At 51.0% G+C, this 21304-nt stretch carries 32 protein-coding genes, 1 tRNA gene and 1 rRNA gene; 6 read left to right on the plus strand and 28 right to left on the minus strand.

Annotated features, from left to right (window positions below; all coding sequences use genetic code 11):
* Positions 1-112: 112 nt before the first annotated feature.
* Both L3069_RS20430 and L3069_RS20435 read right to left on the minus strand, forming a co-directional pair.
* Positions 113-188, minus strand: a tRNA-Glu gene (locus tag L3069_RS20430).
* 84 nt (positions 189-272) lie between these two features.
* Positions 273-1814: ribosomal RNA gene (locus L3069_RS20435) — 16S ribosomal RNA — on the minus strand.
* Between the two features lie 471 nt (positions 1815-2285).
* Here L3069_RS20435 and L3069_RS20440 point away from each other — a divergent pair.
* On the plus strand, positions 2286-2810 hold the full coding sequence (locus tag L3069_RS20440; protein ID WP_038416819.1) for a gamma carbonic anhydrase family protein: 525 nt from the start codon (positions 2286-2288) through the stop codon (positions 2808-2810).
* Between the two features lie 5 nt (positions 2811-2815).
* Here the strand turns inward: L3069_RS20440 and L3069_RS20445 are convergent, their stop codons facing one another.
* From L3069_RS20445 to dprA, 6 genes are read right to left on the minus strand one after another with little or no spacing between them, the layout of a single operon-like run.
* On the minus strand, positions 2816-3064 hold the full coding sequence (locus L3069_RS20445; RefSeq protein ID WP_038416820.1) for a DUF1488 domain-containing protein: 249 nt from the start codon (positions 3062-3064) through the stop codon (positions 2816-2818).
* Positions 3061-3879 (minus strand): shikimate dehydrogenase, encoded by an 819-nt coding sequence (aroE, locus tag L3069_RS20450; RefSeq protein WP_032626754.1) that lies wholly within the window; start codon positions 3877-3879, stop codon positions 3061-3063. Before aroE ends, L3069_RS20445 begins: the two co-directional genes overlap by 4 nt.
* A 4-nt stretch (positions 3880-3883) precedes the next feature.
* The gene (gene tsaC, locus L3069_RS20455; RefSeq protein WP_022649580.1) at positions 3884-4456 is read right to left on the minus strand and encodes an L-threonylcarbamoyladenylate synthase type 1 TsaC; all 573 of its coding nucleotides are present in this window, start codon (positions 4454-4456) and stop codon (positions 3884-3886) included.
* The gene (locus L3069_RS20460; RefSeq protein ID WP_023298754.1) at positions 4449-5003 is read right to left on the minus strand and encodes a type I DNA topoisomerase; all 555 of its coding nucleotides are present in this window, start codon (positions 5001-5003) and stop codon (positions 4449-4451) included. The genes tsaC and L3069_RS20460 overlap by 8 nt, the downstream gene beginning before the upstream one ends.
* Positions 5004-5029: 26 nt before the next feature.
* Positions 5030-5503 carry a DUF494 family protein Smg gene (gene smg / locus L3069_RS20465; RefSeq protein WP_000460665.1) on the minus strand — a complete coding sequence of 158 codons (474 nt, stop codon included), beginning with the start codon at positions 5501-5503 and terminating at the stop codon, positions 5030-5032.
* Positions 5475-6599, minus strand: a complete 1125-nt coding sequence (gene dprA / locus L3069_RS20470; RefSeq protein ID WP_038416821.1) for a DNA-protecting protein DprA — start codon at positions 6597-6599, stop codon at positions 5475-5477. The genes smg and dprA overlap by 29 nt, the downstream gene beginning before the upstream one ends.
* Positions 6600-6726: 127 nt before the next feature.
* Here dprA and def point away from each other — a divergent pair, with 127 nt between their 5' ends.
* From def to mscL, 5 genes are all read left to right on the plus strand, one after another.
* The gene (gene def / locus L3069_RS20475) at positions 6727-7236 is read left to right on the plus strand and encodes a peptide deformylase (protein ID WP_006812188.1); all 510 of its coding nucleotides are present in this window, start codon (positions 6727-6729) and stop codon (positions 7234-7236) included.
* Between the two features lie 23 nt (positions 7237-7259).
* Positions 7260-8207, plus strand: coding sequence for a methionyl-tRNA formyltransferase (fmt, locus tag L3069_RS20480; RefSeq protein ID WP_038416822.1), 948 nt, complete (start codon positions 7260-7262; stop codon positions 8205-8207).
* Positions 8208-8259: 52 nt separating this feature from the next.
* The gene (gene rsmB / locus L3069_RS20485) at positions 8260-9546 is read left to right on the plus strand and encodes a 16S rRNA (cytosine(967)-C(5))-methyltransferase RsmB (RefSeq protein ID WP_038417080.1); all 1287 of its coding nucleotides are present in this window, start codon (positions 8260-8262) and stop codon (positions 9544-9546) included.
* A gap of 22 nt (positions 9547-9568) precedes the next feature.
* A complete protein-coding gene (trkA, locus tag L3069_RS20490; RefSeq protein ID WP_003863337.1) occupies positions 9569-10945 on the plus strand; it encodes a Trk system potassium transporter TrkA in 1377 nt (458 codons plus the stop codon).
* A 146-nt stretch (positions 10946-11091) separates the two neighbouring features.
* Positions 11092-11505: a large-conductance mechanosensitive channel protein MscL gene (gene mscL, locus L3069_RS20495; protein WP_003863335.1), complete on the plus strand. Its 414-nt coding sequence runs from the start codon at positions 11092-11094 to the stop codon at positions 11503-11505.
* On the opposite strand, the gene L3069_RS20500 is transcribed toward mscL, so the two are convergent.
* The 20 genes from L3069_RS20500 to rplN form a co-directional block, all read right to left on the minus strand.
* Positions 11506-11721, minus strand: coding sequence for an alternative ribosome-rescue factor A (locus tag L3069_RS20500; protein WP_022649585.1), 216 nt, complete (start codon positions 11719-11721; stop codon positions 11506-11508).
* Between the two features lie 57 nt (positions 11722-11778).
* Complete coding sequence (zntR, locus tag L3069_RS20505) at positions 11779-12204, minus strand: Zn(2+)-responsive transcriptional regulator (RefSeq protein WP_003863328.1); 426 nt, start codon at positions 12202-12204, stop codon at positions 11779-11781.
* A 2-nt stretch (positions 12205-12206) separates the two neighbouring features.
* Positions 12207-12575, minus strand: coding sequence for a DUF1992 domain-containing protein (locus L3069_RS20510; RefSeq protein WP_126509694.1), 369 nt, complete (start codon positions 12573-12575; stop codon positions 12207-12209).
* A 107-nt stretch (positions 12576-12682) separates the two neighbouring features.
* Positions 12683-13066, minus strand: coding sequence for a 50S ribosomal protein L17 (gene rplQ, locus L3069_RS20515; RefSeq protein ID WP_001216368.1), 384 nt, complete (start codon positions 13064-13066; stop codon positions 12683-12685).
* A gap of 40 nt (positions 13067-13106) precedes the next feature.
* The gene (rpoA, locus tag L3069_RS20520; protein ID WP_002919219.1) at positions 13107-14096 is read right to left on the minus strand and encodes a DNA-directed RNA polymerase subunit alpha; all 990 of its coding nucleotides are present in this window, start codon (positions 14094-14096) and stop codon (positions 13107-13109) included.
* Between the two features lie 25 nt (positions 14097-14121).
* On the minus strand, positions 14122-14742 hold the full coding sequence (gene rpsD, locus L3069_RS20525) for a 30S ribosomal protein S4 (RefSeq protein ID WP_003863314.1): 621 nt from the start codon (positions 14740-14742) through the stop codon (positions 14122-14124).
* A gap of 32 nt (positions 14743-14774) precedes the next feature.
* Complete coding sequence (gene rpsK / locus L3069_RS20530; RefSeq protein ID WP_003863312.1) at positions 14775-15164, minus strand: 30S ribosomal protein S11; 390 nt, start codon at positions 15162-15164, stop codon at positions 14775-14777.
* A 16-nt stretch (positions 15165-15180) separates the two neighbouring features.
* Positions 15181-15537, minus strand: coding sequence for a 30S ribosomal protein S13 (gene rpsM / locus L3069_RS20535; RefSeq protein WP_003863308.1), 357 nt, complete (start codon positions 15535-15537; stop codon positions 15181-15183).
* Positions 15538-15683: 146 nt separating this feature from the next.
* Complete coding sequence (gene rpmJ, locus L3069_RS20540) at positions 15684-15800, minus strand: 50S ribosomal protein L36 (RefSeq protein WP_000868187.1); 117 nt, start codon at positions 15798-15800, stop codon at positions 15684-15686.
* A gap of 31 nt (positions 15801-15831) precedes the next feature.
* Positions 15832-17163 carry a preprotein translocase subunit SecY gene (secY, locus tag L3069_RS20545; protein ID WP_003863305.1) on the minus strand — a complete coding sequence of 444 codons (1332 nt, stop codon included), beginning with the start codon at positions 17161-17163 and terminating at the stop codon, positions 15832-15834.
* Positions 17164-17170: 7 nt separating this feature from the next.
* Entirely contained in the window at positions 17171-17605 is a 435-nt protein-coding gene (rplO, locus tag L3069_RS20550; protein WP_014885468.1) for a 50S ribosomal protein L15, read from the minus strand.
* 3 nt (positions 17606-17608) lie between these two features.
* Positions 17609-17788 carry a 50S ribosomal protein L30 gene (gene rpmD, locus L3069_RS20555; RefSeq protein ID WP_003863301.1) on the minus strand — a complete coding sequence of 60 codons (180 nt, stop codon included), beginning with the start codon at positions 17786-17788 and terminating at the stop codon, positions 17609-17611.
* 6 nt (positions 17789-17794) lie between these two features.
* Complete coding sequence (rpsE, locus tag L3069_RS20560) at positions 17795-18295, minus strand: 30S ribosomal protein S5 (protein ID WP_003863299.1); 501 nt, start codon at positions 18293-18295, stop codon at positions 17795-17797.
* 14 nt (positions 18296-18309) lie between these two features.
* Entirely contained in the window at positions 18310-18663 is a 354-nt protein-coding gene (gene rplR, locus L3069_RS20565; protein WP_003863297.1) for a 50S ribosomal protein L18, read from the minus strand.
* A gap of 9 nt (positions 18664-18672) precedes the next feature.
* Entirely contained in the window at positions 18673-19206 is a 534-nt protein-coding gene (gene rplF, locus L3069_RS20570; RefSeq protein ID WP_003863296.1) for a 50S ribosomal protein L6, read from the minus strand.
* Positions 19207-19218: 12 nt separating this feature from the next.
* Entirely contained in the window at positions 19219-19611 is a 393-nt protein-coding gene (gene rpsH, locus L3069_RS20575; RefSeq protein WP_006178918.1) for a 30S ribosomal protein S8, read from the minus strand.
* A gap of 30 nt (positions 19612-19641) precedes the next feature.
* The gene (gene rpsN / locus L3069_RS20580) at positions 19642-19947 is read right to left on the minus strand and encodes a 30S ribosomal protein S14 (RefSeq protein ID WP_003863291.1); all 306 of its coding nucleotides are present in this window, start codon (positions 19945-19947) and stop codon (positions 19642-19644) included.
* Between the two features lie 14 nt (positions 19948-19961).
* Positions 19962-20501: a 50S ribosomal protein L5 gene (rplE, locus tag L3069_RS20585; protein WP_022649589.1), complete on the minus strand. Its 540-nt coding sequence runs from the start codon at positions 20499-20501 to the stop codon at positions 19962-19964.
* A gap of 14 nt (positions 20502-20515) precedes the next feature.
* A complete protein-coding gene (gene rplX / locus L3069_RS20590) occupies positions 20516-20830 on the minus strand; it encodes a 50S ribosomal protein L24 (protein ID WP_003863287.1) in 315 nt (104 codons plus the stop codon).
* Positions 20831-20840: 10 nt separating this feature from the next.
* The gene (rplN, locus tag L3069_RS20595) at positions 20841-21212 is read right to left on the minus strand and encodes a 50S ribosomal protein L14 (RefSeq protein WP_002919748.1); all 372 of its coding nucleotides are present in this window, start codon (positions 21210-21212) and stop codon (positions 20841-20843) included.
* Positions 21213-21304 lie beyond the last annotated feature (92 nt).

Raw genomic sequence — 21304 nt, forward strand, 5'->3', positions numbered from 1 at the left:
CGTTTCAATTTTCAGCTTGATCCAGATTTTTAAAGAGCAAATATCTCAAACATGACTCGCAAGTCAGTTTTGAGATACGACGGAAGGTGACTTTCACTCACGAACCAGCAAGTGGCGTCCCCTAGGGGATTCGAACCCCTGTTACCGCCGTGAAAGGGCGGTGTCCTGGGCCTCTAGACGAAGGGGACGTACAGTCTCAATCGCAAGACGCCTTGCTATTTACTTTTCATCAGACAATCTGTGTGGACACTACAAAGTCAGGTTCTTTAAGGTAAGGAGGTGATCCAACCGCAGGTTCCCCTACGGTTACCTTGTTACGACTTCACCCCAGTCATGAATCACAAAGTGGTAAGCGCCCTCCCGAAGGTTAAGCTACCTACTTCTTTTGCAACCCACTCCCATGGTGTGACGGGCGGTGTGTACAAGGCCCGGGAACGTATTCACCGTGGCATTCTGATCCACGATTACTAGCGATTCCGACTTCATGGAGTCGAGTTGCAGACTCCAATCCGGACTACGACGCACTTTATGAGGTCCGCTTGCTCTCGCGAGGTCGCTTCTCTTTGTATGCGCCATTGTAGCACGTGTGTAGCCCTACTCGTAAGGGCCATGATGACTTGACGTCATCCCCACCTTCCTCCAGTTTATCACTGGCAGTCTCCTTTGAGTTCCCGGCCGGACCGCTGGCAACAAAGGATAAGGGTTGCGCTCGTTGCGGGACTTAACCCAACATTTCACAACACGAGCTGACGACAGCCATGCAGCACCTGTCTCAGAGTTCCCGAAGGCACCAAAGCATCTCTGCTAAGTTCTCTGGATGTCAAGAGTAGGTAAGGTTCTTCGCGTTGCATCGAATTAAACCACATGCTCCACCGCTTGTGCGGGCCCCCGTCAATTCATTTGAGTTTTAACCTTGCGGCCGTACTCCCCAGGCGGTCGACTTAACGCGTTAGCTCCGGAAGCCACGCCTCAAGGGCACAACCTCCAAGTCGACATCGTTTACGGCGTGGACTACCAGGGTATCTAATCCTGTTTGCTCCCCACGCTTTCGCACCTGAGCGTCAGTCTTTGTCCAGGGGGCCGCCTTCGCCACCGGTATTCCTCCAGATCTCTACGCATTTCACCGCTACACCTGGAATTCTACCCCCCTCTACAAGACTCTAGCCTGCCAGTTTCGAATGCAGTTCCCAGGTTGAGCCCGGGGATTTCACATCCGACTTGACAGACCGCCTGCGTGCGCTTTACGCCCAGTAATTCCGATTAACGCTTGCACCCTCCGTATTACCGCGGCTGCTGGCACGGAGTTAGCCGGTGCTTCTTCTGCGGGTAACGTCAATCGACAGGGTTATTAACCCTGTCGCCTTCCTCCCCGCTGAAAGTACTTTACAACCCGAAGGCCTTCTTCATACACGCGGCATGGCTGCATCAGGCTTGCGCCCATTGTGCAATATTCCCCACTGCTGCCTCCCGTAGGAGTCTGGACCGTGTCTCAGTTCCAGTGTGGCTGGTCATCCTCTCAGACCAGCTAGGGATCGTCGCCTAGGTGAGCCGTTACCCCACCTACTAGCTAATCCCATCTGGGCACATCCGATGGCAAGAGGCCCGAAGGTCCCCCTCTTTGGTCTTGCGACGTTATGCGGTATTAGCTACCGTTTCCAGTAGTTATCCCCCTCCATCAGGCAGTTTCCCAGACATTACTCACCCGTCCGCCACTCGTCAGCGAAGCAGCAAGCTGCTTCCTGTTACCGTTCGACTTGCATGTGTTAGGCCTGCCGCCAGCGTTCAATCTGAGCCATGATCAAACTCTTCAATTTAAGTTTGATGCTCGTGAATTAAACTTCGTAATGAATTACGTGTTCACTCAGAGACTTGGTATTCATTTTTCGTCCGAGGACGTTAAGAATCCATGTCACTTTGAGTGCCCACACAGATTGTCTGATAAATTGTTAAAGAGCAGTTGCGACGCGCTTCAGCGCTCTGTCGCGAGGTGGCGTATATTACGCTTTCCTCTTTCAGAGTCAACCCGTTATTTCAGGATTTTTCTCTTCAACCGACCGGGTAGTCTGTGAAGTGATTCACATCTGCCGTGTCGATGGAGGCGCATTATAGGGATCCCAGTTTTTAGCACAAGTATTTTTTAGATCTTTTTTTCCAACTGATGATTTTCCGTGCTTTTCGCTGAAAACCCACCCGATCCGCTTAAAAATTGACGCATTTTGCCTTGCCTCGCTCCAGGAATACGATCAAAGTCTTCTTTAATAACGCTCATCTGTATCGAGGTAGATATGTTTGCAGTATTACGTCCTTATAAACATCTGTTCCCCCAAAAAGGCGATCGCGTGATGATCGATGCCAGCAGCGTGGTCATTGGTGATGTTCGCATGGCCGATGATGTCAGCATCTGGCCACTTGTCGCGATCCGGGGCGATGTTAACTACGTTGCAATCGGTGCACGCACCAATATTCAGGACGGCAGCGTGTTGCATGTGACTCATAAGTCATCTTATAACCCTGAGGGCAACCCGCTCATTATTGGGGAAGATGTTACCGTCGGCCATAAAGTGATGCTCCACGGCTGCACGATCGGTAACAGGGTTCTCGTTGGGATGGGATCGATTTTGCTGGATGGCGTCATTGTAGAAGATGACGTAATGATTGGCGCAGGGAGTCTTGTTCCACAAAACAAGCGTCTTGAAAGTGGGTATCTCTATTTAGGCAGCCCGGTTAAACAGATCCGCCCCCTAAAAGAGACGGAGATCGAAGGATTGAAATACTCAGCGAACAATTACGTTAAATGGAAAAACGACTAGCTGGATCAGGATAACCAGATCCAACCCTGATCGTCTTCCTGCTGATCGCGGATCAAATCGCTGGCATCCTCTTCCAGGTCCCAGCGATTTTCGCAAAAGACCGCTAACGGATCTGCCCCCCCAAAGCGCTGAAGCAACGTTTCCCCTTTAATCGCACAGGTAAGCTGCATACCATGCACCAGCACCGGGAAACAAACCGCTTGCTTGTTTTCATCCCAGATTTCTCTGTCGGGAAAAAGAATCGCCTGATTCACGCCGTCATTTCCTGTTTGAGCTTTTCAATCACCGGTTCTACTGCGGGTAACACGCCATGCCAGAGTAGCACCGCATGAGCCGCCTGCCCCACCAGCATTCCCAGACCATCAGCCACGTGTTTTGCCCCCTGTTGTTCGCACCAGGTCAGAAAGGGCGTTTTCCCTTTTTGATAAAACATGTCATAGGCGTAGATGTGGGAATGAATCAGGGATGCAGGAATCGCCGGGATCTCTCCATTAATACCGCTTGAGGTGGCATTAATCACAAGATCAAATTCGTGACGCGCGAGATCGTCAGGTGCTACCGCAGCTACGCTGCCTGTGTGTGCGAACAACGCCGCCAGCTCTTCTGCTCTGGAGAAAGTACGGTTGGTGATTGTCACCGCACAATCCAGCGAAAGAAGAGGAAGCAATACGCCGCGCGAGGCGCCACCCGCGCCGATCAGCAGGATCCGAAAGCCTGGTTTAATAAACGACAATCGCTCCAGATCGCTGAGTAAACCAATCCCATCGGTGTTATCGCCCAGAAGGCGACCATCTTCAAGCCGCTTAAGAGTATTGACGGCGCCAGCGAGCGACGCACGTTCGGTCAGTTCATCCGCGCGCCCGAAAGCCTCTTCTTTAAAAGGCACCGTGACGTTCGCACCTTTACCACCCGCATCAAAAAAGCTATTCAGCGTCGGTATAAATGCATCAACAGGCGCAAGAACCCGACCATACGGGTGATCTATATGCAATTGCTCCGCAAACAGCCGATGGATCAGAGGCGACTTGCTGTGCGCGATCGGGTTACCAAAAACAGCATAGGTTTCCATCACATTATCCCTGGCGAAAACGTTCGCCGGTCAAGGCATCGCGAATTTCTGACGGGTTAAGACGACCACCGGTTTCACCCACGGCTACCGGGAAATCATTCCCGAACTGCGCCAGAACTTCTTCGGTTGTCCGACAAGGGGGAAGCCCGGTCAGGTTGGCGCTGGTTGAAACCAGAGGTTTACCAAATGCCTGGCATAACTCCACCACCAGCGGATGGTCGGTGACACGTACCGCGAGTGAATCGAAACGCCCGGTTAACCAGCGCGGCGTTGTCGGCTGTGCAGGAAAAACAAACGTCACGGGACCAGGCCACGCAGAGAAAATGGTTTCCCGCTGTGCAGGTGTCAGCATGGAATCATCAATATAAGGCTTAAGCTGCTCGTAGTTCGCAGCGATCAAAATCAATCCTTTTTCGACAGGCCGCTGTTTTAGCGCCAGCAGACGGTTAACGGCGACTTCGCTGTCAGGATCACACCCGACCCCGAAAACGGCTTCTGTTGGATAGGCGATGACTTCTTCTTTTTTCAGGATTTCCACCGCCTGCGCGATGGAGCCTGATGGCAGGTTATTATTCACTGATTTGATCCGCCGAAACCGGCTTTCCACATTGTTTACTGGCGCAAAAGCGTTTCAAGCCTTGCGCGGTTTTCTTCTCTATAAGTAACGGATAATCGCAATGAGAGCAGACGCCCGCTACTGGTTTGAAATTGATGACGAACTGGCATTCAGGATAGCGATCGCACGAATGGAAGGTCTTGCCATAACGAGAGCGCCGCTGCACCAATTGGCCACGCTGGCACTGAGGGCAGGCAATTGCCGTTTCATCTGGCTTATCAATTTGTTCCGTATGTTCACACTCCGGGTAGCGGCTGCATCCGATAAACATCCCGAACCGCCCCTGCCGCAGCGCCAGTTCACCGCCACAGAGAGGACAAAGCTGTCCCTCCAGAATTTTGACGATATGTCCATCCGCCTGGCTTTTCAGGGGACGGACATAATCACATTCCGGATAGTGTGAACAACCGAGAAACGGACCGTGTTTCCCGGACCGAATAACAAGTTCTGCCCCGCACTGTGGGCAGGGCTCGTTTTTATGCACCGTGAAGAGTGCTGATTTGGCCATAACAACTCTTGTTGCTGCACATAGAATTAATGCAGCATACCTTCATTCACTTCAAAGAGTAATTCTTCCATTTGCTGATAGGCATTTTCACAGCCTGGAATGTTGAACAGAACCATCAGGATCACCCATTTCAGATCTTCCAGTTCAAACTCAGCAGTATCCAGCGCCATGACGCGCTCTATCACCATCTCTCTCGTTTCGAGGTTTAGCACCTGAATCTGCTCGAGGAATAAAATGAATCCCCGGCAGCTGGCATCCAGCCTTTCACACTCTTCAGCTGTATAGATGCGCACAGACAATGGGTCAGAAGCAAGCTGCATCGGTTCGGCGAGGCCGTCCTGATAATCAGCCAACTTATCCAGCCACATCAACGCATTATATATATCTTCCCGCTCAAAACCTGCGTCGGTCAGATCCCGTGTTAATTTGTCCTGATCCACCTGCATTTCTGCTTCGTTGTGGATGTAAGTCTCAAACAAATACATCAGTACGTCGAACATGGCATGCCCTCCTTAATCGGACATAGCCGCCGGGTACAGCTGCGATCCACCCTGCTAACTCCAGTTCGAGTAGCTGTGCTACCGTTACTGGCACAGGTTGGCCGGCACGTTCAGCGACAACGTCAACAGGTGTTACCTCATCTCCTACGTTAGCCAGGAGCTTGGGAAATGGCAATGCTACTGCCTCCTGATCCGATGAAATATGTCGCTTTTGGAGATCATCCTGCAACCAATGCAGTCCATACTGCAAATTTTCAAGGATATCTTCTTTGCAGGTCACCAGCGTCGCCCCCTGTTTTATCAGCCAGTGAGGGCCTTCGCAGCCGGGGTTCCCCAACGGGCCGGGCAGCGCAAAAACTTCACGCCCCTGCTCCAGTGCGCACCTTGCGGTAACCAGCGATCCACTCCGAATCGCAGCTTCGACCACCAGCACACCCTGGCTTAACCCACTGATGATCCGGTTACGCCGTGGAAAGTTACCCGGTCTGGGCGGTGTTGAGAGTGAAAACTCAGACACTATTGTCCCCTCTGAAGCGATAAGTTGCTCAGCCAGAATGTGATGACGACGCGGATAGAGACTAAAAAGACCATTGCCAAGCACGGCGACACTTCGCCCTTTTGCAGACAACGCCGCATGATGTGCTACACCGTCGATGCCGCAAGCCAGACCACTGGTGATCGTAAAGCCACATTGGGACAGCTGTTCGCTCAGCATTTTCCCCCAACGCTCGCCGTACCACGAGGGCGCACGGCTGCCCACAACCGCAAGCTGCATGCTATTAAGCACGTCAACGCGGCCTCGCACAAATAGCGCCCCGGGAAAATCAGGGATAGAACGCAACAATGGCGGGAAGCGAGGATCATCCGCCGTGAGAAGGTGGTTGTCGGCGTGTTCCAGCCATTCCAGACTACGTTCAAGCTCACTCTCGCTGAACGAAAAAAACTTTACGGCATGTTTGGGCGAAAGCCCTGACGCGTTGACAGCTTCAGCATCGACGGTTGCCTGGCGAAGCAGCCTCTGCGCAATCTCCAGCATCGCATCACCGTATAACGACCCAATGTTTATAAGCCGTAACCATATCTCTGTGGACGTCATCCTTTTCCCTGCCATAAGCAGCCTCAGCAATCTTTGCGATTGGTCACTGATGCTGTCAATCGACCGGGGATTTGTCTAGAATAGAAGTAATATTCTTATCAACTCCTGAACACGACTCTGGAAATTTATGGCAGTTTTGCAAGTGTTACATATTCCTGACGAGCGCCTTCGCATCGTCGCGGAACCGGTTAAAGAAGTGAATGCAGAAATTCAGCGTATCGTCGATGATATGTTCGATACCATGTACGCTGAAGAAGGCATTGGCCTTGCCGCGACCCAGGTAGACATTCACAAACGTATTATTGTGATCGACGTTTCTGAAAATCGTGATGAGCGCCTGGTGCTGATCAACCCTGAGCTGCTGGAAAAAAGCGGCGAAACAGGTATTGAGGAAGGCTGTCTGTCTATCCCTGAACAGCGCGCTTTGGTGCCACGTGCCGAAAAAGTTAAAATCCGCGCACTGGATCGTGACGGCAATCCGTTTGAGCTGGAAGCCGACGATCTGCTGGCGATTTGCATTCAGCATGAGATGGATCACCTGGTCGGTAAACTGTTTATCGATTACCTCTCACCTCTGAAGCAACAGCGTATTCGTCAGAAAGTTGAGAAACTGGATCGTTTGCGTTCTCGCGCTTAACGCCCCCGGATACAAGGAATAACGTGTCTACATCACTACGTATAATCTTCGCGGGTACCCCTGATTTTGCAGCGCGTCATCTCGACGCGCTGTTAACGTCTGGCCATCAGATTGTTGGCGTATTTACTCAGCCGGACCGTCCGGCTGGCCGCGGTAAAAAACTGATGCCTGGCCCGGTTAAGGTACTGGCAGAAACACATGGTTTACCGGTTTTCCAGCCTGCGTCATTACGACCTGAGGAAAACCAGAAGTTAGTGGCAGACCTGAACGCGGACGTGATGGTAGTTGTGGCTTACGGCCTCATTCTGCCGAAAGCGGTACTCGATATGCCCCGCCTGGGCTGTGTGAACGTTCATGGTTCTTTGCTCCCACGCTGGCGTGGTGCAGCTCCTATTCAGCGTGCTCTGTGGGCAGGCGATGCTGAAACTGGCGTGACAATCATGAAGATGGATGTAGGTTTAGACACGGGCGACATGCTGTATAAACTGGCGTGTCCCATCACCGCAGAAGATACCAGCGCCACGCTGTATGACAAGCTGGCGGATCTCGGCCCGCAGGGGCTGATTGAGACGCTGCAACAGCTTGCTGACAATACAGCGACACCTGAAGTGCAGGATGAGGCACAGGTGACCTATGCTGAGAAACTGAGTAAAGAAGAAGCCCGGATCGACTGGTCCCTGTCAGCAGCTCAACTCGAACGCTGCAGCCGCGCCTTTAATCCATGGCCGATGAGCTGGTTGATGATTGATGAGCAGCCAGTGAAAGTCTGGAAAGCTTCAGTTATTAACGGCAATGCATCGGCAGAGCCCGGTACGATTATCGACGCCAGCAAAAACGGTATCCAGGTTGCGACCGGAGAAGGGATACTGAATCTTGAATCGCTGCAACCGGCCGGTAAAAAGGCAATGAGCGCGCAGGATCTATTAAATTCTCGTCGTGAATGGTTCATCCCTGGCAATCGCCTTGCCTGAACAAATTTATTCTTAAGGCCCGGTGTTTCCGGGCATTTTTATTTTTACGGTTATGAAAAGACAAAATCTACGCACTATGGCGGCTCAGGCCGTTGAGCAGGTTATCGAGCAGGGCCAGTCACTGAGTAATGTCCTGCCTCCACTGCAACAAAAGGTTTCCGATAAAGACAAAGCCCTGCTTCAGGAGCTGTGCTTTGGCGTGCTGCGCACCCTCTCTCAGCTTGAGTGGTTGATTAACAAGCTGATGTCACGCCCGATGAGCGGCAAGCAGCGTACCGTGCATTATTTGATCATGGTCGGTTTCTACCAGCTTCTTCATACCCGCATTCCACCTCATGCTGCGCTGGCCGAGACAGTGGAGGGTGCCGTTGCGATTAAACGTCCTCAGCTAAAAGGATTGATCAACGGCGTGCTGCGTCAGTTCCAGCGTCAGCAGGACGAACTGCTGGCAGAATTTGCGCAAAGCGAAGCGCGCTTCCTTCACCCTGAATGGCTGCTGAATCGCCTTAAAAAAGCCTACCCACAGCAATGGCAAGACATTGTGGATGCCAATAATCAACGTCCGCCGATGTGGTTACGCGTCAATCGTAACCATCATACACGCGACGCATGGCTGGCCCTGCTGGAAGAGGCCGGAATGAGCGGCTTCACACACGCTGCTTATCCTGATGCGGTTCGTTTAGCCTCCCCTGCACCGGTACATGCATTACCCGGTTTTGAAGAGGGCTGGGTAACGGTACAGGACGCATCTGCTCAGGGCTGCATGACCTGGCTTGAGCCGAAAGACGGGGAGCAGATCCTCGATCTCTGTGCGGCGCCAGGGGGGAAAACAACGCACATCCTGGAAGTGGCGCCGCAGGCCGGCGTGATGGCCGTGGATGTTGATGAGCAGCGCCTTTCACGCGTCTATGACAACCTTAAGCGTCTGGGTATGAAAGCACAGGTTAAGCAAGGCGATGGACGCAAACCCGCTGACTGGTGTGGTGATACCCGGTTCGATCGCATTTTGCTGGACGCCCCCTGCTCAGCAACCGGCGTGATTCGTCGTCATCCCGATATCAAATGGCTGCGTCGCGATCGTGATATCAAGGAGCTTGCCCAGTTGCAATCCGAAATTCTGGATGCCATCTGGCCGCATCTCAAACCCGGCGGAACCCTGGTGTATGCAACCTGCTCTGTTCTCCCGGAAGAGAACAGTCAGCAAATTGCGGCTTTCCTGAAACGCACCCCGGACGCTACGCTGCACGATACGGGAACGCCTGAGCACCCGGGTCTGCAAAACCTGCCGGGCGCAGAAGAGGGTGATGGCTTCTTTTACGCTAAGCTAATCAAAGAGTGATGTTGAGAACAGGTCACGAAAGATGAAAATTATCATTCTGGGCGCAGGGCAAGTTGGCGGAACGCTGGCGGAAAATCTCGTGGGTGAAAACAACGATATCACCATTGTGGATACCAATGGCGATCGCCTGCGCGTTTTGCAGGACAAGTTCGACCTCCGCGTTGTTCAGGGGCACGGCTCTCATCCACGTGTGCTTCGGGAAGCGGGCGCGGACGATGCCGACATGCTGGTTGCAGTAACCAGTTCTGATGAAACCAACATGGTTGCATGTCAGGTGGCCTACTCGCTTTTCAACACCCCAAACCGCATCGCCCGCATTCGCTCCCCGGACTATGTCCGGGATGCGGAAAAGCTGTTTAATTCAGAAGCAGTACCTATCGACCATCTTATTGCGCCTGAACAGCTGGTTATCGACAGTATTTATCGTCTGATTGAGTACCCGGGCGCGTTGCAGGTTGTGAACTTTGCTGAAGGGAAAGTAAGCCTGGCGGTCGTGAAGGCTTATTACGGGGGCCCGCTGATTGGTAATGCCCTGTCGACAATGCGCGAGCATATGCCACATATCGATACGCGTGTTGCGGCGATTTTCCGTCACGACAGACCTATTCGTCCGCAAGGTTCCACCATTGTAGAAGCCGGGGATGAAGTCTTCTTTATTGCGGCTTCTCAGCATATCCGTGCGGTGATGAGTGAACTACAGCGTCTCGAAAAACCGTATAAACGTATTATGCTGGTTGGCGGCGGTAATATTGGCGCAGGTCTGGCGAGACGGCTGGAAAAAGACTACAGCGTGAAGCTGATCGAACGGGATCAACAACGCGCGTCAGAGCTGGCTGAAAAACTTCAGAATACCATCGTGTTTTATGGCGATGCTTCGGATCAGGAATTGCTGGCCGAAGAGCATATCGATCAGGTTGATCTTTTTATTGCCGTCACCAACGACGACGAAGCGAATATTATGTCCGCCATGCTCGCTAAACGTATGGGGGCGAAAAAAGTTATGGTGCTTATCCAGCGTAAGGCTTATGTCGATCTGGTACAGGGTAGCGTAATTGATATTGCTATTTCACCCCAGCAAGCCACCATCTCTGCCCTGCTAAGCCATGTGCGTAAAGCGGATATTGTCGGCGTGTCATCTCTTCGTCGTGGTGTTGCTGAAGCCATTGAAGCCGTCGCTCACGGGGATGAAACGACGTCACGCGTTGTTGGTCGCGCAATCGATGAAATTAAACTTCCACCAGGCACCATTATCGGCGCAGTAGTGCGAGGTAATGATGTGATGATCGCCAATGATAATTTACGTATTGAGCAGGGTGACCACGTTATTATGTTCCTGACCGATAAAAAATTTATTACCGACGTCGAGCGTTTATTCCAGCCAAGCCCGTTCTTCCTGTAATGATTTGGGTGCTCAGACGAGGGCACCCAAATATTAACCTTCTAATTTTCATGCCTTTTATTTTTCATAACGATTATTTATCCCCAATGGCAATTAGCTAATCATTTGTTAAACTTATAGGCGTCAGCTGGCACAAGGAGAACATAATGAGTTTTATTAAAGAATTTCGCGAATTTGCGATGCGCGGGAATGTGGTGGATTTGGCTGTGGGTGTCATTATTGGTGCGGCGTTCGGTAAGATCGTTTCATCATTAGTCGCCGACATTATTATGCCGCCGTTAGGACTGTTGATTGGAGGCATTGATTTCAAACAATTTGCCTTCACCCTTCGGGAAGCTCAGGGCGATATCCCTGCGGTTGTAATGCACTACGGCGTATTCATTCAGAACGTATTTGATTTCGTGATCGTGGCATTTGCCATTTTCATGGCGATCAAACTTATCAACAGACTTAACCGTAAAAAAGAAGAACCGGCTGCTGCCCCGCCAGCACCAACTAAAGAAGAAGTCTTACTGACTGAAATTCGCGATCTGTTAAAAGAGCAGAATAACCGCGTTTAATCAGGCGAGAGAAACAGAAAGGCCAGTGGTAAAAAAGCGATTAGCTTGCTTGCCACTGGCCTCCCAGTTACCACGTTGTGCATGTTTACCTTTACGCAAATAACTCCCTTTTCCCTTCTTGTTCTTCTCAACACGCTGTCTAAAAAGCGGGTCGTGAAGCAATGCCTCAATGGCGTTATCCTTAATTTGTCCCTTAGTATGCTGATAGCGGCTCATCATTTCTCCTGAGCATAGTTAATGTCGGCGGGAGTCTAGTCCGTGGCTGATAAAAAATCAACAACCCTGAGTTTCACTACTGGCGCCCTGTTCAAGGGCTTCCAGTATTGAGCAATAAACACTGCTGTGAGCAGTACCGCAGCACGCGTCATTCAGCCTTTGTAGAGATCGTTGCATGGCCTGCAGCTCCTGAATTCGTCCTTCAACTTCATCCAGCCGGGCCTGAACGATGCTTTTAGATTCCTGACACGTATGATGTTCAGGATCGATACGGATCGACAGCAGTTCACGGATCGACTCCAGCGTGAAGCCGAGTTGCCGGGCATAGCGGATAAAACGAAGGCGTTGCAGGTCGTTATCCGTATAAAGGCGAAATCCACCTTCTGTTCTGACCTCATGATCGATCATCTGCTGCTTTTCGTAGTAGCGGATAGTATCCGGCGTTACGTTAGCAAGCTTCGCAAGTTCACCTATGCGGTACATGGCTACTCCTCGTTTATTTTTTGCATTAACCTTTCACTGTACTCACCATGCAAAAAGTCAGTATTCATTCCCGTCTGGCGCAGTTTTATTTCGAAGAGCGCTAATCGACGGCTGATTTCGGAGTACCGCGGGTCATTCTTATGAATGCCTTTAAGCAGATCGGCAAGCTCGACGGCTTCATTGCGTTGCTGAAGTTCAGGGGGTAAACAACCTGCGTTTTTCAGTAAGCGATAACCGGCTCGTAATTCAGGGGGAATGTGTGAATCATCGTCCAGCACCAGTGGCTCACCGCTACCGGGGAGATTTTCAAACTCGCCTTTGTTTTGGGCATCGCTAATATGGCGTTCAGCCCACTGATCGAGCAACCACATAATGAACTCCAGGGGATGAGCAGAAAAGATACAGACATTGTAGATAAGTGGAGATTCTGCGGATATAAAAAAACCCGCCGAGGCGGGTTTTTTTACGTTACTACAGATTACTCTGCAGCAGCTTCTGCTTTCTCTGAACGATCAACCAGCTCGATGTAAGCCATCGGCGCGTTGTCGCCTGCACGGAAGCCACACTTCAGAATGCGAGTGTAACCACCGGCACGGCTCGCGAAACGCGGGCCCAGTTCGTTAAACAGTTTTGCCACGATCTCGTTATCACGAGTACGGGCGAATGCCAGACGACGATTAGCAACGCTGTCAGTCTTGGCAAGAGTAATCAGCGGCTCAACTACGCGACGCAGCTCTTTCGCTTTAGGCAGGGTCGTCTTGATGATTTCATGACGAACCAGTGAACCTGCCATGTTGCGGAACATAGCCTGGCGATGGCTGCTGTTGCGGTTCAGTTGACGACCACTCTTACGATGGCGCATGACCTTATCCTTCTCAGTAAAACCTTAACCTGTGATCCGGTTACTCGTCAGCAATGCTTGCCGGTGGCCAGTTTTCCAGGCGCATGCCCAGAGACAGACCACGTGAAGCCAGCACGTCTTTAATCTCGGTAAGAGATTTTTTACCCAGGTTCGGCGTTTTCAGCAACTCAACCTCGGTACGCTGTACCAGATCACCGATATAGTGGATAGCTTCTGCCTTGAGGCAGTTAGCAGAGCGGACAGTCAATTCCAGATCGTCAACAGGGCGCAGCAGGATCGGATCGAATTCTGGTTTCTCTTCTTTCACTTCCGGCTGACGTACATCACGTAAGTCAACGAAAGCTTCCAGTTGTTCTGCCAGGATGGTTGCCGCACGACGAATCGCCTCTTCAGGATCGATTGTGCCATTGGTTTCCATTTCGATGACCAGCTTGTCCAGGTCGGTACGCTGTTCTACACGCGCTGCTTCAACATTGTAGGCAATACGCTCTACAGGGCTGTAGCATGCGTCGACCAGCAGACGGCCGATTGGGCGCTCATCTTCTTCCGAATGAATTCGGGCAGAAGCCGGCACATAACCACGACCGCGCTGAACTTTGATACGCATGCTAATAGCTGCGTTCTCATCGGTCAGGTGGCAGATCACGTGCTGCGGCTTGACGATTTCAACATCACCGTCGTGGGTGATGTCGGCTGCAGTCACAGGGCCAATGCCAGATTTATTCAGAGTAAGAATAACTTCATCTTTACCCTGAACTCTCACCGCCAGCCCTTTCAGGTTGAGCAGGATTTCAAGGATATCTTCCTGAACGCCTTCTTTGGTGCTGTACTCATGAAGTACACCATCAATCTCAACCTCGGTCACCGCGCAACCCGGCATCGATGAGAGCAGAATACGGCGCAGTGCGTTACCCAGAGTATGGCCAAAGCCACGCTCTAAAGGCTCAAGGGTCACCTTGGCGTGCGTCGAACTCACTTGCTCGATATCTACCAGGCGCGGTTTTAGAAACTCTGTCACAGAACCCTGCATTGTGTCCTCTCTTTGGTACTAAGCTTTACTTGGAGTAAAGCTCGACGATCAGGTGTTCGTTAATGTCCGCAGACAGATCAGAACGCTCAGGCTGACGCTTGAACGTACCTTCCATCTTGCCAGCATCAACTTCCAGCCAGGTTGGCTTTTCACGCTGCTCAGCCAGCTCCAGAGCGGCTTTCACGCGAGATTGCTTTTTCGCTTTCTCACGAATGCTAACAACGTCATTCGCTTTAACCTGATAAGAAGCGATGTTAACAACACGACCGTTTACCATGATTGCTTTATGGCTAACCAACTGGCGTGATTCAGCACGAGTCGCGCCGAAGCCCATACGGTATACAACGTTGTCCAGACGACCTTCCAGCAGAGCCAGCAGGTTTTCACCTGTGTTGCCTTTCAGACGTGCTGCTTCTTTATAGTAGTTACGGAACTGACGCTCCAGCACACCGTAGATACGGCGAACTTTTTGCTTTTCACGCAACTGCACACCATAGTCAGACAGACGCGGTTTACGCGCACCGTGCTGGCCAGGAGCTTGTTCAATTTTACACTTGGTATCGATCGCGCGAACGCCAGACTTAAGGAATAAGTCGGTGCCCTCACGACGGCTCAGCTTGAGCTTAGGACCCAAATATCTTGCCATTTTCTATCTCCAACTAACCTAAAAAACGAGCGTTATACGCGACGTTTTTTCGGCGGACGACAACCGTTATGAGGGATCGGAGTCACATCAGTAATATTCGTGATGCGGAAACCAGCGGCGTTCAGAGCGCGAACAGTAGATTCACGACCCGGACCCGGACCTTTAACCATAACTTCCAGATTCTTGATGCCGTATTCTTTTACGGCTTCAGCGCAACGCTCTGCTGCAACCTGAGCTGCGAACGGAGTGGATTTGCGAGAACCACGGAAACCGGAACCACCGGCTGTTGCCCAACCCAATGCGTTACCCTGACGATCAGTAATAGTAACGATGGTGTTGTTGAAAGAAGCATGGATATGAGCCACGCCGTCAGAGACTTGTTTTCTTACACGTTTACGTGCACGAACTGGTGCCTTTGCCATTATTCAATCACCCCGATTATTTCTTGATCGGTTTGCGCGGACCCTTACGGGTACGTGCGTTGGTCTTAGTACGCTGACCGCGCACTGGCAGACCACGACGATGACGCAAACCGCGATAGCAACCAAGATCCATCAGGCGCTTGATGCTCATGCTGATTTCACGGCGCAGATCACCTTCAACGACAAATTTGGCAACTTCGTCACGCAGCGTGTCGATTTGTTCTTCAGACAGCTCACTGATCTTAACATCTTCAGCGATACCCGCTGCAGCCAGAATGGCTTTGGAACGGGTCTTGCCGACGCCGTAGATCGAAGTTAATGCGATCACAGCATGTTTCTGATCAGGAATGTTAATGCCTGCTATACGGGCCACTATGCACTCCTACTATTTAATATGTACGCACCATGCTGAAAAGCCCGTTTTCAGGATACTCAAATGGAAACGTACAGACATAAAAAAGATTGGCTGGCTAATCTAGCCAGCTCAACCCAACTTTGCAAGAAAAATATGCGAAATAATCAGCCTTGGCGCTGTTTATGCTTCGGCTCGGCACTGCAAATCACACGGATGACACCATCACGCTTAACGATTTTGCAGTTACGGCATAATTTCTTGACGGAAGCACGAACTTTCATTTTTACTCTCCGTAACTTCTCAGACGACCATTTAGCGGCCGTAGCCTTTCAGGTTCGCCTTCTTCAATGCAGACTCATACTGACTGGACATCATCAGAGTTTGCACTTGAGCCATAAAGTCCATAATCACGACAACAACGATAAGCAGTGAGGTCCCACCGAAGTAGAACGGTACTTTCATTGCATCACGCATGAACTCCGGGATCAGGCAGATAAAAGTAATATAAAGCGCACCAACCAAAGTCAGGCGAGTCATTACTTTATCGATATACTTCGCCGTTTGCTCTCCCGGACGAATTCCTGGTACAAATGCACCGGACTTCTTCAGGTTATCTGCTGTTTCACGCGGGTTGAAGACCAACGCCGTGTAGAAGAAACAGAAGAAGATGATCGCAGACGCATAGAGTAACACATAAAGTGGTTGCCCAGGCTGCAAATACAGCGAAATTGTTGTCAGCCAGTTCCAACCAGTACCGCCCCCGAACCATGACGCGATGGTTGCCGGGAACAGAATAATACTGGAAGCGAAGATAGCCGGGATAACCCCCGCCATATTCACTTTCAGCGGTAAATGTGTGCTCTGTGCAGCATAGACACGACGACCCTGCTGACGTTTAGCGTAGTTCACCACAATGCGGCGTTGACCACGTTCAACGAAGACAACAAAGAACGTCACTGCAAATACTAATACTGCAACCAACAGCAACAGGAGGAAGTGCAGGTCGCCTTGACGCGCTTGCTCGATAGTATGGGCGATGGCCGGCGGGAGACCCGCAACGATACCGGCGAAGATAATGATTGAGATACCGTTACCGATACCTCGTTCAGTAATCTGTTCGCCGAGCCACATCAGGAACATGGTCCCTGTGACCAGACTTACAACAGCGGTGAAATAGAATGCAAAGCCTGGGTTTAATACCAGGCCCTGCATACCAGGCATATTCGGAAGACCGGTAGCAATACCGATCGACTGGAATATTGCCAGCACCAGAGTGCCGTAACGGGTGTACTGGCTAATCTTACGACGTCCAGACTCCCCTTCTTTCTTCAACTCTGCCAGGGCCGGATGAACGACCGTCAGCAGCTGGATAATAATCGATGCCGAAATGTACGGCATAATACCCAGTGCGAAAATAGAAGCACGGCTGAGAGCACCACCAGAGAACATGTTGAACATTTCAATGATGGTGCCTCGCTGTTGCTCAAGCAGTTTGGCAAGTACAGCGGCATCAATACCAGGGATCGGAATAAAAGAGCCAATACGGAACACAATCAGCGCGCCGATTACAAACAGCAGTCTGCGTTTCAGCTCGCCAAATCCACCTTTGGCACTTTGAAAATCTAATCCCGGTTGCTTAGCCATCTGCTACTTATTCCTCAATTTTACCGCCAGCAGCTTCGATAGCAGCACGAGCACCTTTAGTAACACGCAGGCCACGAACAGTTACCGGAGTAGAAACTTCACCAGACAGGATCACTTTCGCGAACTCGATCTGGATACCGATAATGTTAGCTGCTTTCAGCGTATTCAGGTCTACAACGCCGCCTTCAACTTTCGCCAGGTCAGACAGACGGATTTCCGCTGTAATCGCTGCTTTGCGAGAGGTGAAGCCGAACTTCGGCAGACGACGGTACAGTGGCATCTGGCCACCCTCGAAACCGCGACGTACGCCACCGCCAGAACGAGAGTTCTGACCTTTGTGACCACGACCACCGGTTTTGCCGAGGCCAGAACCGATACCACGACCCAGGCGTTTACCCGCCTTTTTAGAGCCTTCGGCCGGAGACAGAGTATTTAAACGCATCTCTTACTCCTCAACTTTAACCATGAAGTAAACCGCGTTGACCATACCACGAACAGCAGGAGTATCCTCGCGCTCAACGGTATGACCAATACGACGCAGACCCAGGCCAAGCAGCGTTGCCTTGTGTTTCGGCAGACGACCGATTGCACTGCGGGTTTGAGTGATTTTAATAGTCTTTGCCATGGTCAATTACCCCAGAATTTCTTCAACGGATTTACCACGCTTGGCAGCGACCATTTCTGGAGAATTCATATTTTCCAGGCCATCAATAGTTGCACGAACCACGTTGATCGGGTTGGTGGAACCATATGCTTTAGCCAGAACGTTATGAACTCCAGCAACTTCCAGAACGGCGCGCATTGCACCACCGGCGATGATACCGGTACCTTCGGAAGCTGGCTGCATGAATACACGAGAACCCGTGTGAACACCTTTAACTGGGTGTTGCAGGGTACCGTTGTTCAGCGCGACGTTAATCATATTGCGACGGGCTTTTTCCATCGCTTTCTGGATCGCTGCTGGAACTTCACGCGCTTTACCGTAACCAAAACCAACGCGACCGTTACCATCACCCACTACAGTCAGAGCTGTGAAGGAGAAAATACGACCACCTTTAACGGTTTTAGATACGCGGTTTACCGCGATCAGCTTTTCCTGCAGTTCGCCAGCCTGTTTTTCGATGTGAGCCATCTTACACCTCTACCTTAGAACTGAAGGCCAGCTTCACGGGCAGCATCTGCCAGTGCCTGGACACGACCATGATATTGGAACCCGGAACGGTCAAAGGAAACATTGCTGATGCCTTTTTCCAGAGCGCGTTCTGCAACAGCTTTACCTACAGCTGCAGCGGCGTCTTTGTTACCGGTATACTTCAATTGTTCTGAGATAGCTTTTTCTACAGTAGAAGCAGCTACCAGAACTTCAGAACCGTTCGGTGCAATTACCTGTGCGTAAATATGACGCGGGGTACGATGTACCACCAGGCGAGTTGCACCCAGCTCTTTGAGCTTGCGGCGTGCGCGGGTCGCACGACGGATACGAGCAGATTTCTTATCCATAGTGTTACCTTACTTCTTCTTAGCCTCTTTGGTACGCACGACTTCGTCGGCGTAACGAACACCCTTGCCTTTATAAGGCTCAGGACGACGGTAGGCGCGCAGATCTGCTGCAACCTGACCGATCAGCTGTTTATCAGCGCCTTTCAGCACGATTTCAGTCTGAGTCGGGCATTCTGCAGTGATTCCGGCCGGCAGCGGATGCTCAACAGGGTGTGAGAAGCCCAGAGACAGGCCTACTGCATTCCCTTTGATAGCTGCACGATAACCTACACCAACCAGCTGAAGCTTTTTAGTGAAGCCTTCGGTAACACCAACAACCATTGAGTTCAGCAGGGCACGCGCGGTACCAGCCTGAGCCCATCCATCCACGAAACCATCACGTGGACCGAAGGTCAGAGCGTTATCTGCATGTTTAACTTCAACAGCTTTGTTGAGGGTACGAGTCAGCTCGCCGTTTTTACCTTTGATCGTAATAACCTGACCGTCGATTTTGACATCAACGCCGGCAGGAATAACGACCGGTGCTTTAGCAACACGAGACATTCTTTCCTCCGATTAGGCTACGTAGCAGATAATTTCGCCACCAAGACCAGCCTGGCGCGCTGCACGATCAGTCATAACACCTTTAGAGGTAGAAACAACTGCGATACCAAGACCAGCCATTACTTTTGGCAGCTCATCTTTTTTCTTATAGATGCGCAGGCCTGGGCGGCTGACACGCTGAATGCTTTCTACAACAGCTTTACCCTGGAAATACTTGAGAGTAAGTTCCAGTTCCGGCTTGGTGTCGCCTTCAACTTTAAAATCTTCGATAAAACCTTCTTCCTTCAGCACGTTGGCAATTGCCACTTTCAGCTTGGCGGAAGGCATGGTGACCGCAACTTTGTTCGCGGCCTGACCGTTACGGATACGGGTCAGCATATCCGCGATCGGATCTTGCATGCTCATCTGTCTTTACTCCCGTGATTCAATTGGTAATTACCAGCTAGCCTTTTTCAAGCCTGGTACTTCACCGCGCATGGCGGCTTCACGCAGTTTGATACGGCTCAACCCAAACTTGCCCACATAACCATGTGGACGACCTGTTTGACGACAGCGGTTACGCTGACGAGACGGGCTGGAATCACGCGGCAGAGACTGCAGCTTGAGAACCGCATTCCAACGATCTTCGTCGGAAGCGTTCACATCAGAAATGATCGCTTTCAGTTCAGCGCGTTTAGCGAAGAATTTATCAGCTAAAGCTACGCGCTTTACTTCGCGTGCTTTCATTGATTGCTTAGCCATTCAGTAACCCTACCTTACTTGCGGAACGGGAAGTCAAAGGCAGCCAGCAGAGCACGGCCTTCTTCATCAGATTTCGCAGTAGTGGTAATGGTAATATCCAAACCACGCACGCGGTCGACTTTATCGTAGTCGATTTCTGGGAAGATGATCTGCTCACGGACACCCATGCTGTAGTTACCACGACCGTCGAAAGACTTAGCGGACAAGCCACGGAAGTCACGGATACGTGGAACAGCAATAGTGATCAGGCGCTCAAGGAACTCCCACATGCGTTCGCCACGCAGAGTTACTTTACAGCCGATCGGATAGCCCTGACGGATTTTGAAGCCTGCAACAGATTTGCGTGCTTTGGTGATCAGCGGTTTTTGACCGGAGATTGCTGTCAGGTCAGCTGCTGCGTTATCCAGCAGTTTCTTGTCAGCGATCGCTTCACCAACACCCATGTTCAGGGTGATCTTCTCGACCCGAGGGACTTGCATGACAGAATTGTAGCTAAACTCAGTCATGAGTTTGTTAACTACTTCGTCTTTGTAGTAATCATGCAGTTTCGCCATCGTACTACTCCAAATTACTTGATAGTTTCGCTGTTAGACTTGAAGAAACGGACTTTTTTGCCGTCTTCAAATCTAAAGCCTACACGGTCAGCCTTACCGGTAGCCGCATTGAAGATTGCAACGTTAGAAACCTGAATAGCAGCTTCTTTTTCAACGATGCCGCCTGGTTGGTTCAGGGCCGGAACCGGCTTCTGATGTTTCTTAACCAGGTTGATACCTTCAACGACGAGTTTGCCGGAAGACAGAACATTTTTTACTTTACCGCGTTTACCTTTATCTTTACCGGTTAACACGATAACTTCGTCATCACGACGGATTTTCGCTGCCATGATTCGCTCCTTAGAGTACTTCTGGTGCCAGAGAGATAATTTTCATGAACTTCTCAGTACGAAGTTCACGAGTTACCGGCCCAAAGATACGCGTGCCGATAGGCTGCTCGCTGTTATTGTTTAAAATAACGCATGCATTACCATCGAAGCGAATGACAGAACCGTCAGGGCGACGAACACCCTTCTTGGTGCGCACCACTACCGCCTTCAGCACATCACCTTTTTTGACCTTACCACGTGGAATTGCTTCCTTGATGGTGATCTTGATGATGTCGCCTACGCCTGCGTAGCGACGGTGCGAGCCACCCAGAACCTTGATACACATTACGCGACGTGCACCGGAGTTGTCGGCGACGTTCAGCATAGTCTGTTCTTGGATCATTTTAGTGCTCCGCTAATGTCAACTACTACCTGAGACTCTAAAATCAGAGCCGTTAAAAAGCCCCATATCGAGGGCGCGGCATTATAACACCG

Source organism: Enterobacter cloacae complex sp. ECL411, assembly GCF_021869665.1.
In the GTDB taxonomy this organism is placed as follows: Bacteria; Pseudomonadota; Gammaproteobacteria; order Enterobacterales; family Enterobacteriaceae; genus Enterobacter; species Enterobacter intestinihominis.

Excerpts from the sequence above, each read along its gene's own strand:
- L3069_RS20440 (WP_038416819.1), top strand. The coding sequence starts at position 2,286 with ATGTTTGCAGTATTACGTCCTTATAAACATCTGTTCCCCCAAAAAGGC.
- aroE (WP_032626754.1), bottom strand. The coding sequence starts at position 3,879 with ATGGAAACCTATGCTGTTTTTGGTAACCCGATCGCGCACAGCAAGTCG.
- L3069_RS20460 (WP_023298754.1), bottom strand. The coding sequence starts at position 5,003 with ATGGCCAAATCAGCACTCTTCACGGTGCATAAAAACGAGCCCTGCCCA.
- smg (WP_000460665.1), bottom strand. The coding sequence starts at position 5,503 with ATGTTCGACGTACTGATGTATTTGTTTGAGACTTACATCCACAACGAA.
- dprA (WP_038416821.1), bottom strand. The coding sequence starts at position 6,599 with ATGACGTCCACAGAGATATGGTTACGGCTTATAAACATTGGGTCGTTA.
- def (WP_006812188.1), top strand. The coding sequence starts at position 6,727 with ATGGCAGTTTTGCAAGTGTTACATATTCCTGACGAGCGCCTTCGCATC.
- rsmB (WP_038417080.1), top strand. The coding sequence starts at position 8,260 with ATGAAAAGACAAAATCTACGCACTATGGCGGCTCAGGCCGTTGAGCAG.
- trkA (WP_003863337.1), top strand. The coding sequence starts at position 9,569 with ATGAAAATTATCATTCTGGGCGCAGGGCAAGTTGGCGGAACGCTGGCG.
- mscL (WP_003863335.1), top strand. The coding sequence starts at position 11,092 with ATGAGTTTTATTAAAGAATTTCGCGAATTTGCGATGCGCGGGAATGTG.
- L3069_RS20500 (WP_022649585.1), bottom strand. The coding sequence starts at position 11,721 with ATGAGCCGCTATCAGCATACTAAGGGACAAATTAAGGATAACGCCATT.
- zntR (WP_003863328.1), bottom strand. The coding sequence starts at position 12,204 with ATGTACCGCATAGGTGAACTTGCGAAGCTTGCTAACGTAACGCCGGAT.
- L3069_RS20510 (WP_126509694.1), bottom strand. The coding sequence starts at position 12,575 with ATGTGGTTGCTCGATCAGTGGGCTGAACGCCATATTAGCGATGCCCAA.
- rplQ (WP_001216368.1), bottom strand. The coding sequence starts at position 13,066 with ATGCGCCATCGTAAGAGTGGTCGTCAACTGAACCGCAACAGCAGCCAT.
- rpoA (WP_002919219.1), bottom strand. The coding sequence starts at position 14,096 with ATGCAGGGTTCTGTGACAGAGTTTCTAAAACCGCGCCTGGTAGATATC.
- rpsD (WP_003863314.1), bottom strand. The coding sequence starts at position 14,742 with ATGGCAAGATATTTGGGTCCTAAGCTCAAGCTGAGCCGTCGTGAGGGC.
- rpsK (WP_003863312.1), bottom strand. The coding sequence starts at position 15,164 with ATGGCAAAGGCACCAGTTCGTGCACGTAAACGTGTAAGAAAACAAGTC.
- rpmJ (WP_000868187.1), bottom strand. The coding sequence starts at position 15,800 with ATGAAAGTTCGTGCTTCCGTCAAGAAATTATGCCGTAACTGCAAAATC.
- secY (WP_003863305.1), bottom strand. The coding sequence starts at position 17,163 with ATGGCTAAGCAACCGGGATTAGATTTTCAAAGTGCCAAAGGTGGATTT.
- rplO (WP_014885468.1), bottom strand. The coding sequence starts at position 17,605 with ATGCGTTTAAATACTCTGTCTCCGGCCGAAGGCTCTAAAAAGGCGGGT.
- rpmD (WP_003863301.1), bottom strand. The coding sequence starts at position 17,788 with ATGGCAAAGACTATTAAAATCACTCAAACCCGCAGTGCAATCGGTCGT.
- rpsE (WP_003863299.1), bottom strand. The coding sequence starts at position 18,295 with ATGGCTCACATCGAAAAACAGGCTGGCGAACTGCAGGAAAAGCTGATC.
- rplR (WP_003863297.1), bottom strand. The coding sequence starts at position 18,663 with ATGGATAAGAAATCTGCTCGTATCCGTCGTGCGACCCGCGCACGCCGC.
- rplF (WP_003863296.1), bottom strand. The coding sequence starts at position 19,206 with ATGTCTCGTGTTGCTAAAGCACCGGTCGTTATTCCTGCCGGCGTTGAT.
- rpsH (WP_006178918.1), bottom strand. The coding sequence starts at position 19,611 with ATGAGCATGCAAGATCCGATCGCGGATATGCTGACCCGTATCCGTAAC.
- rpsN (WP_003863291.1), bottom strand. The coding sequence starts at position 19,947 with ATGGCTAAGCAATCAATGAAAGCACGCGAAGTAAAGCGCGTAGCTTTA.
- rplE (WP_022649589.1), bottom strand. The coding sequence starts at position 20,501 with ATGGCGAAACTGCATGATTACTACAAAGACGAAGTAGTTAACAAACTC.
- rplX (WP_003863287.1), bottom strand. The coding sequence starts at position 20,830 with ATGGCAGCGAAAATCCGTCGTGATGACGAAGTTATCGTGTTAACCGGT.
- rplN (WP_002919748.1), bottom strand. The coding sequence starts at position 21,212 with ATGATCCAAGAACAGACTATGCTGAACGTCGCCGACAACTCCGGTGCA.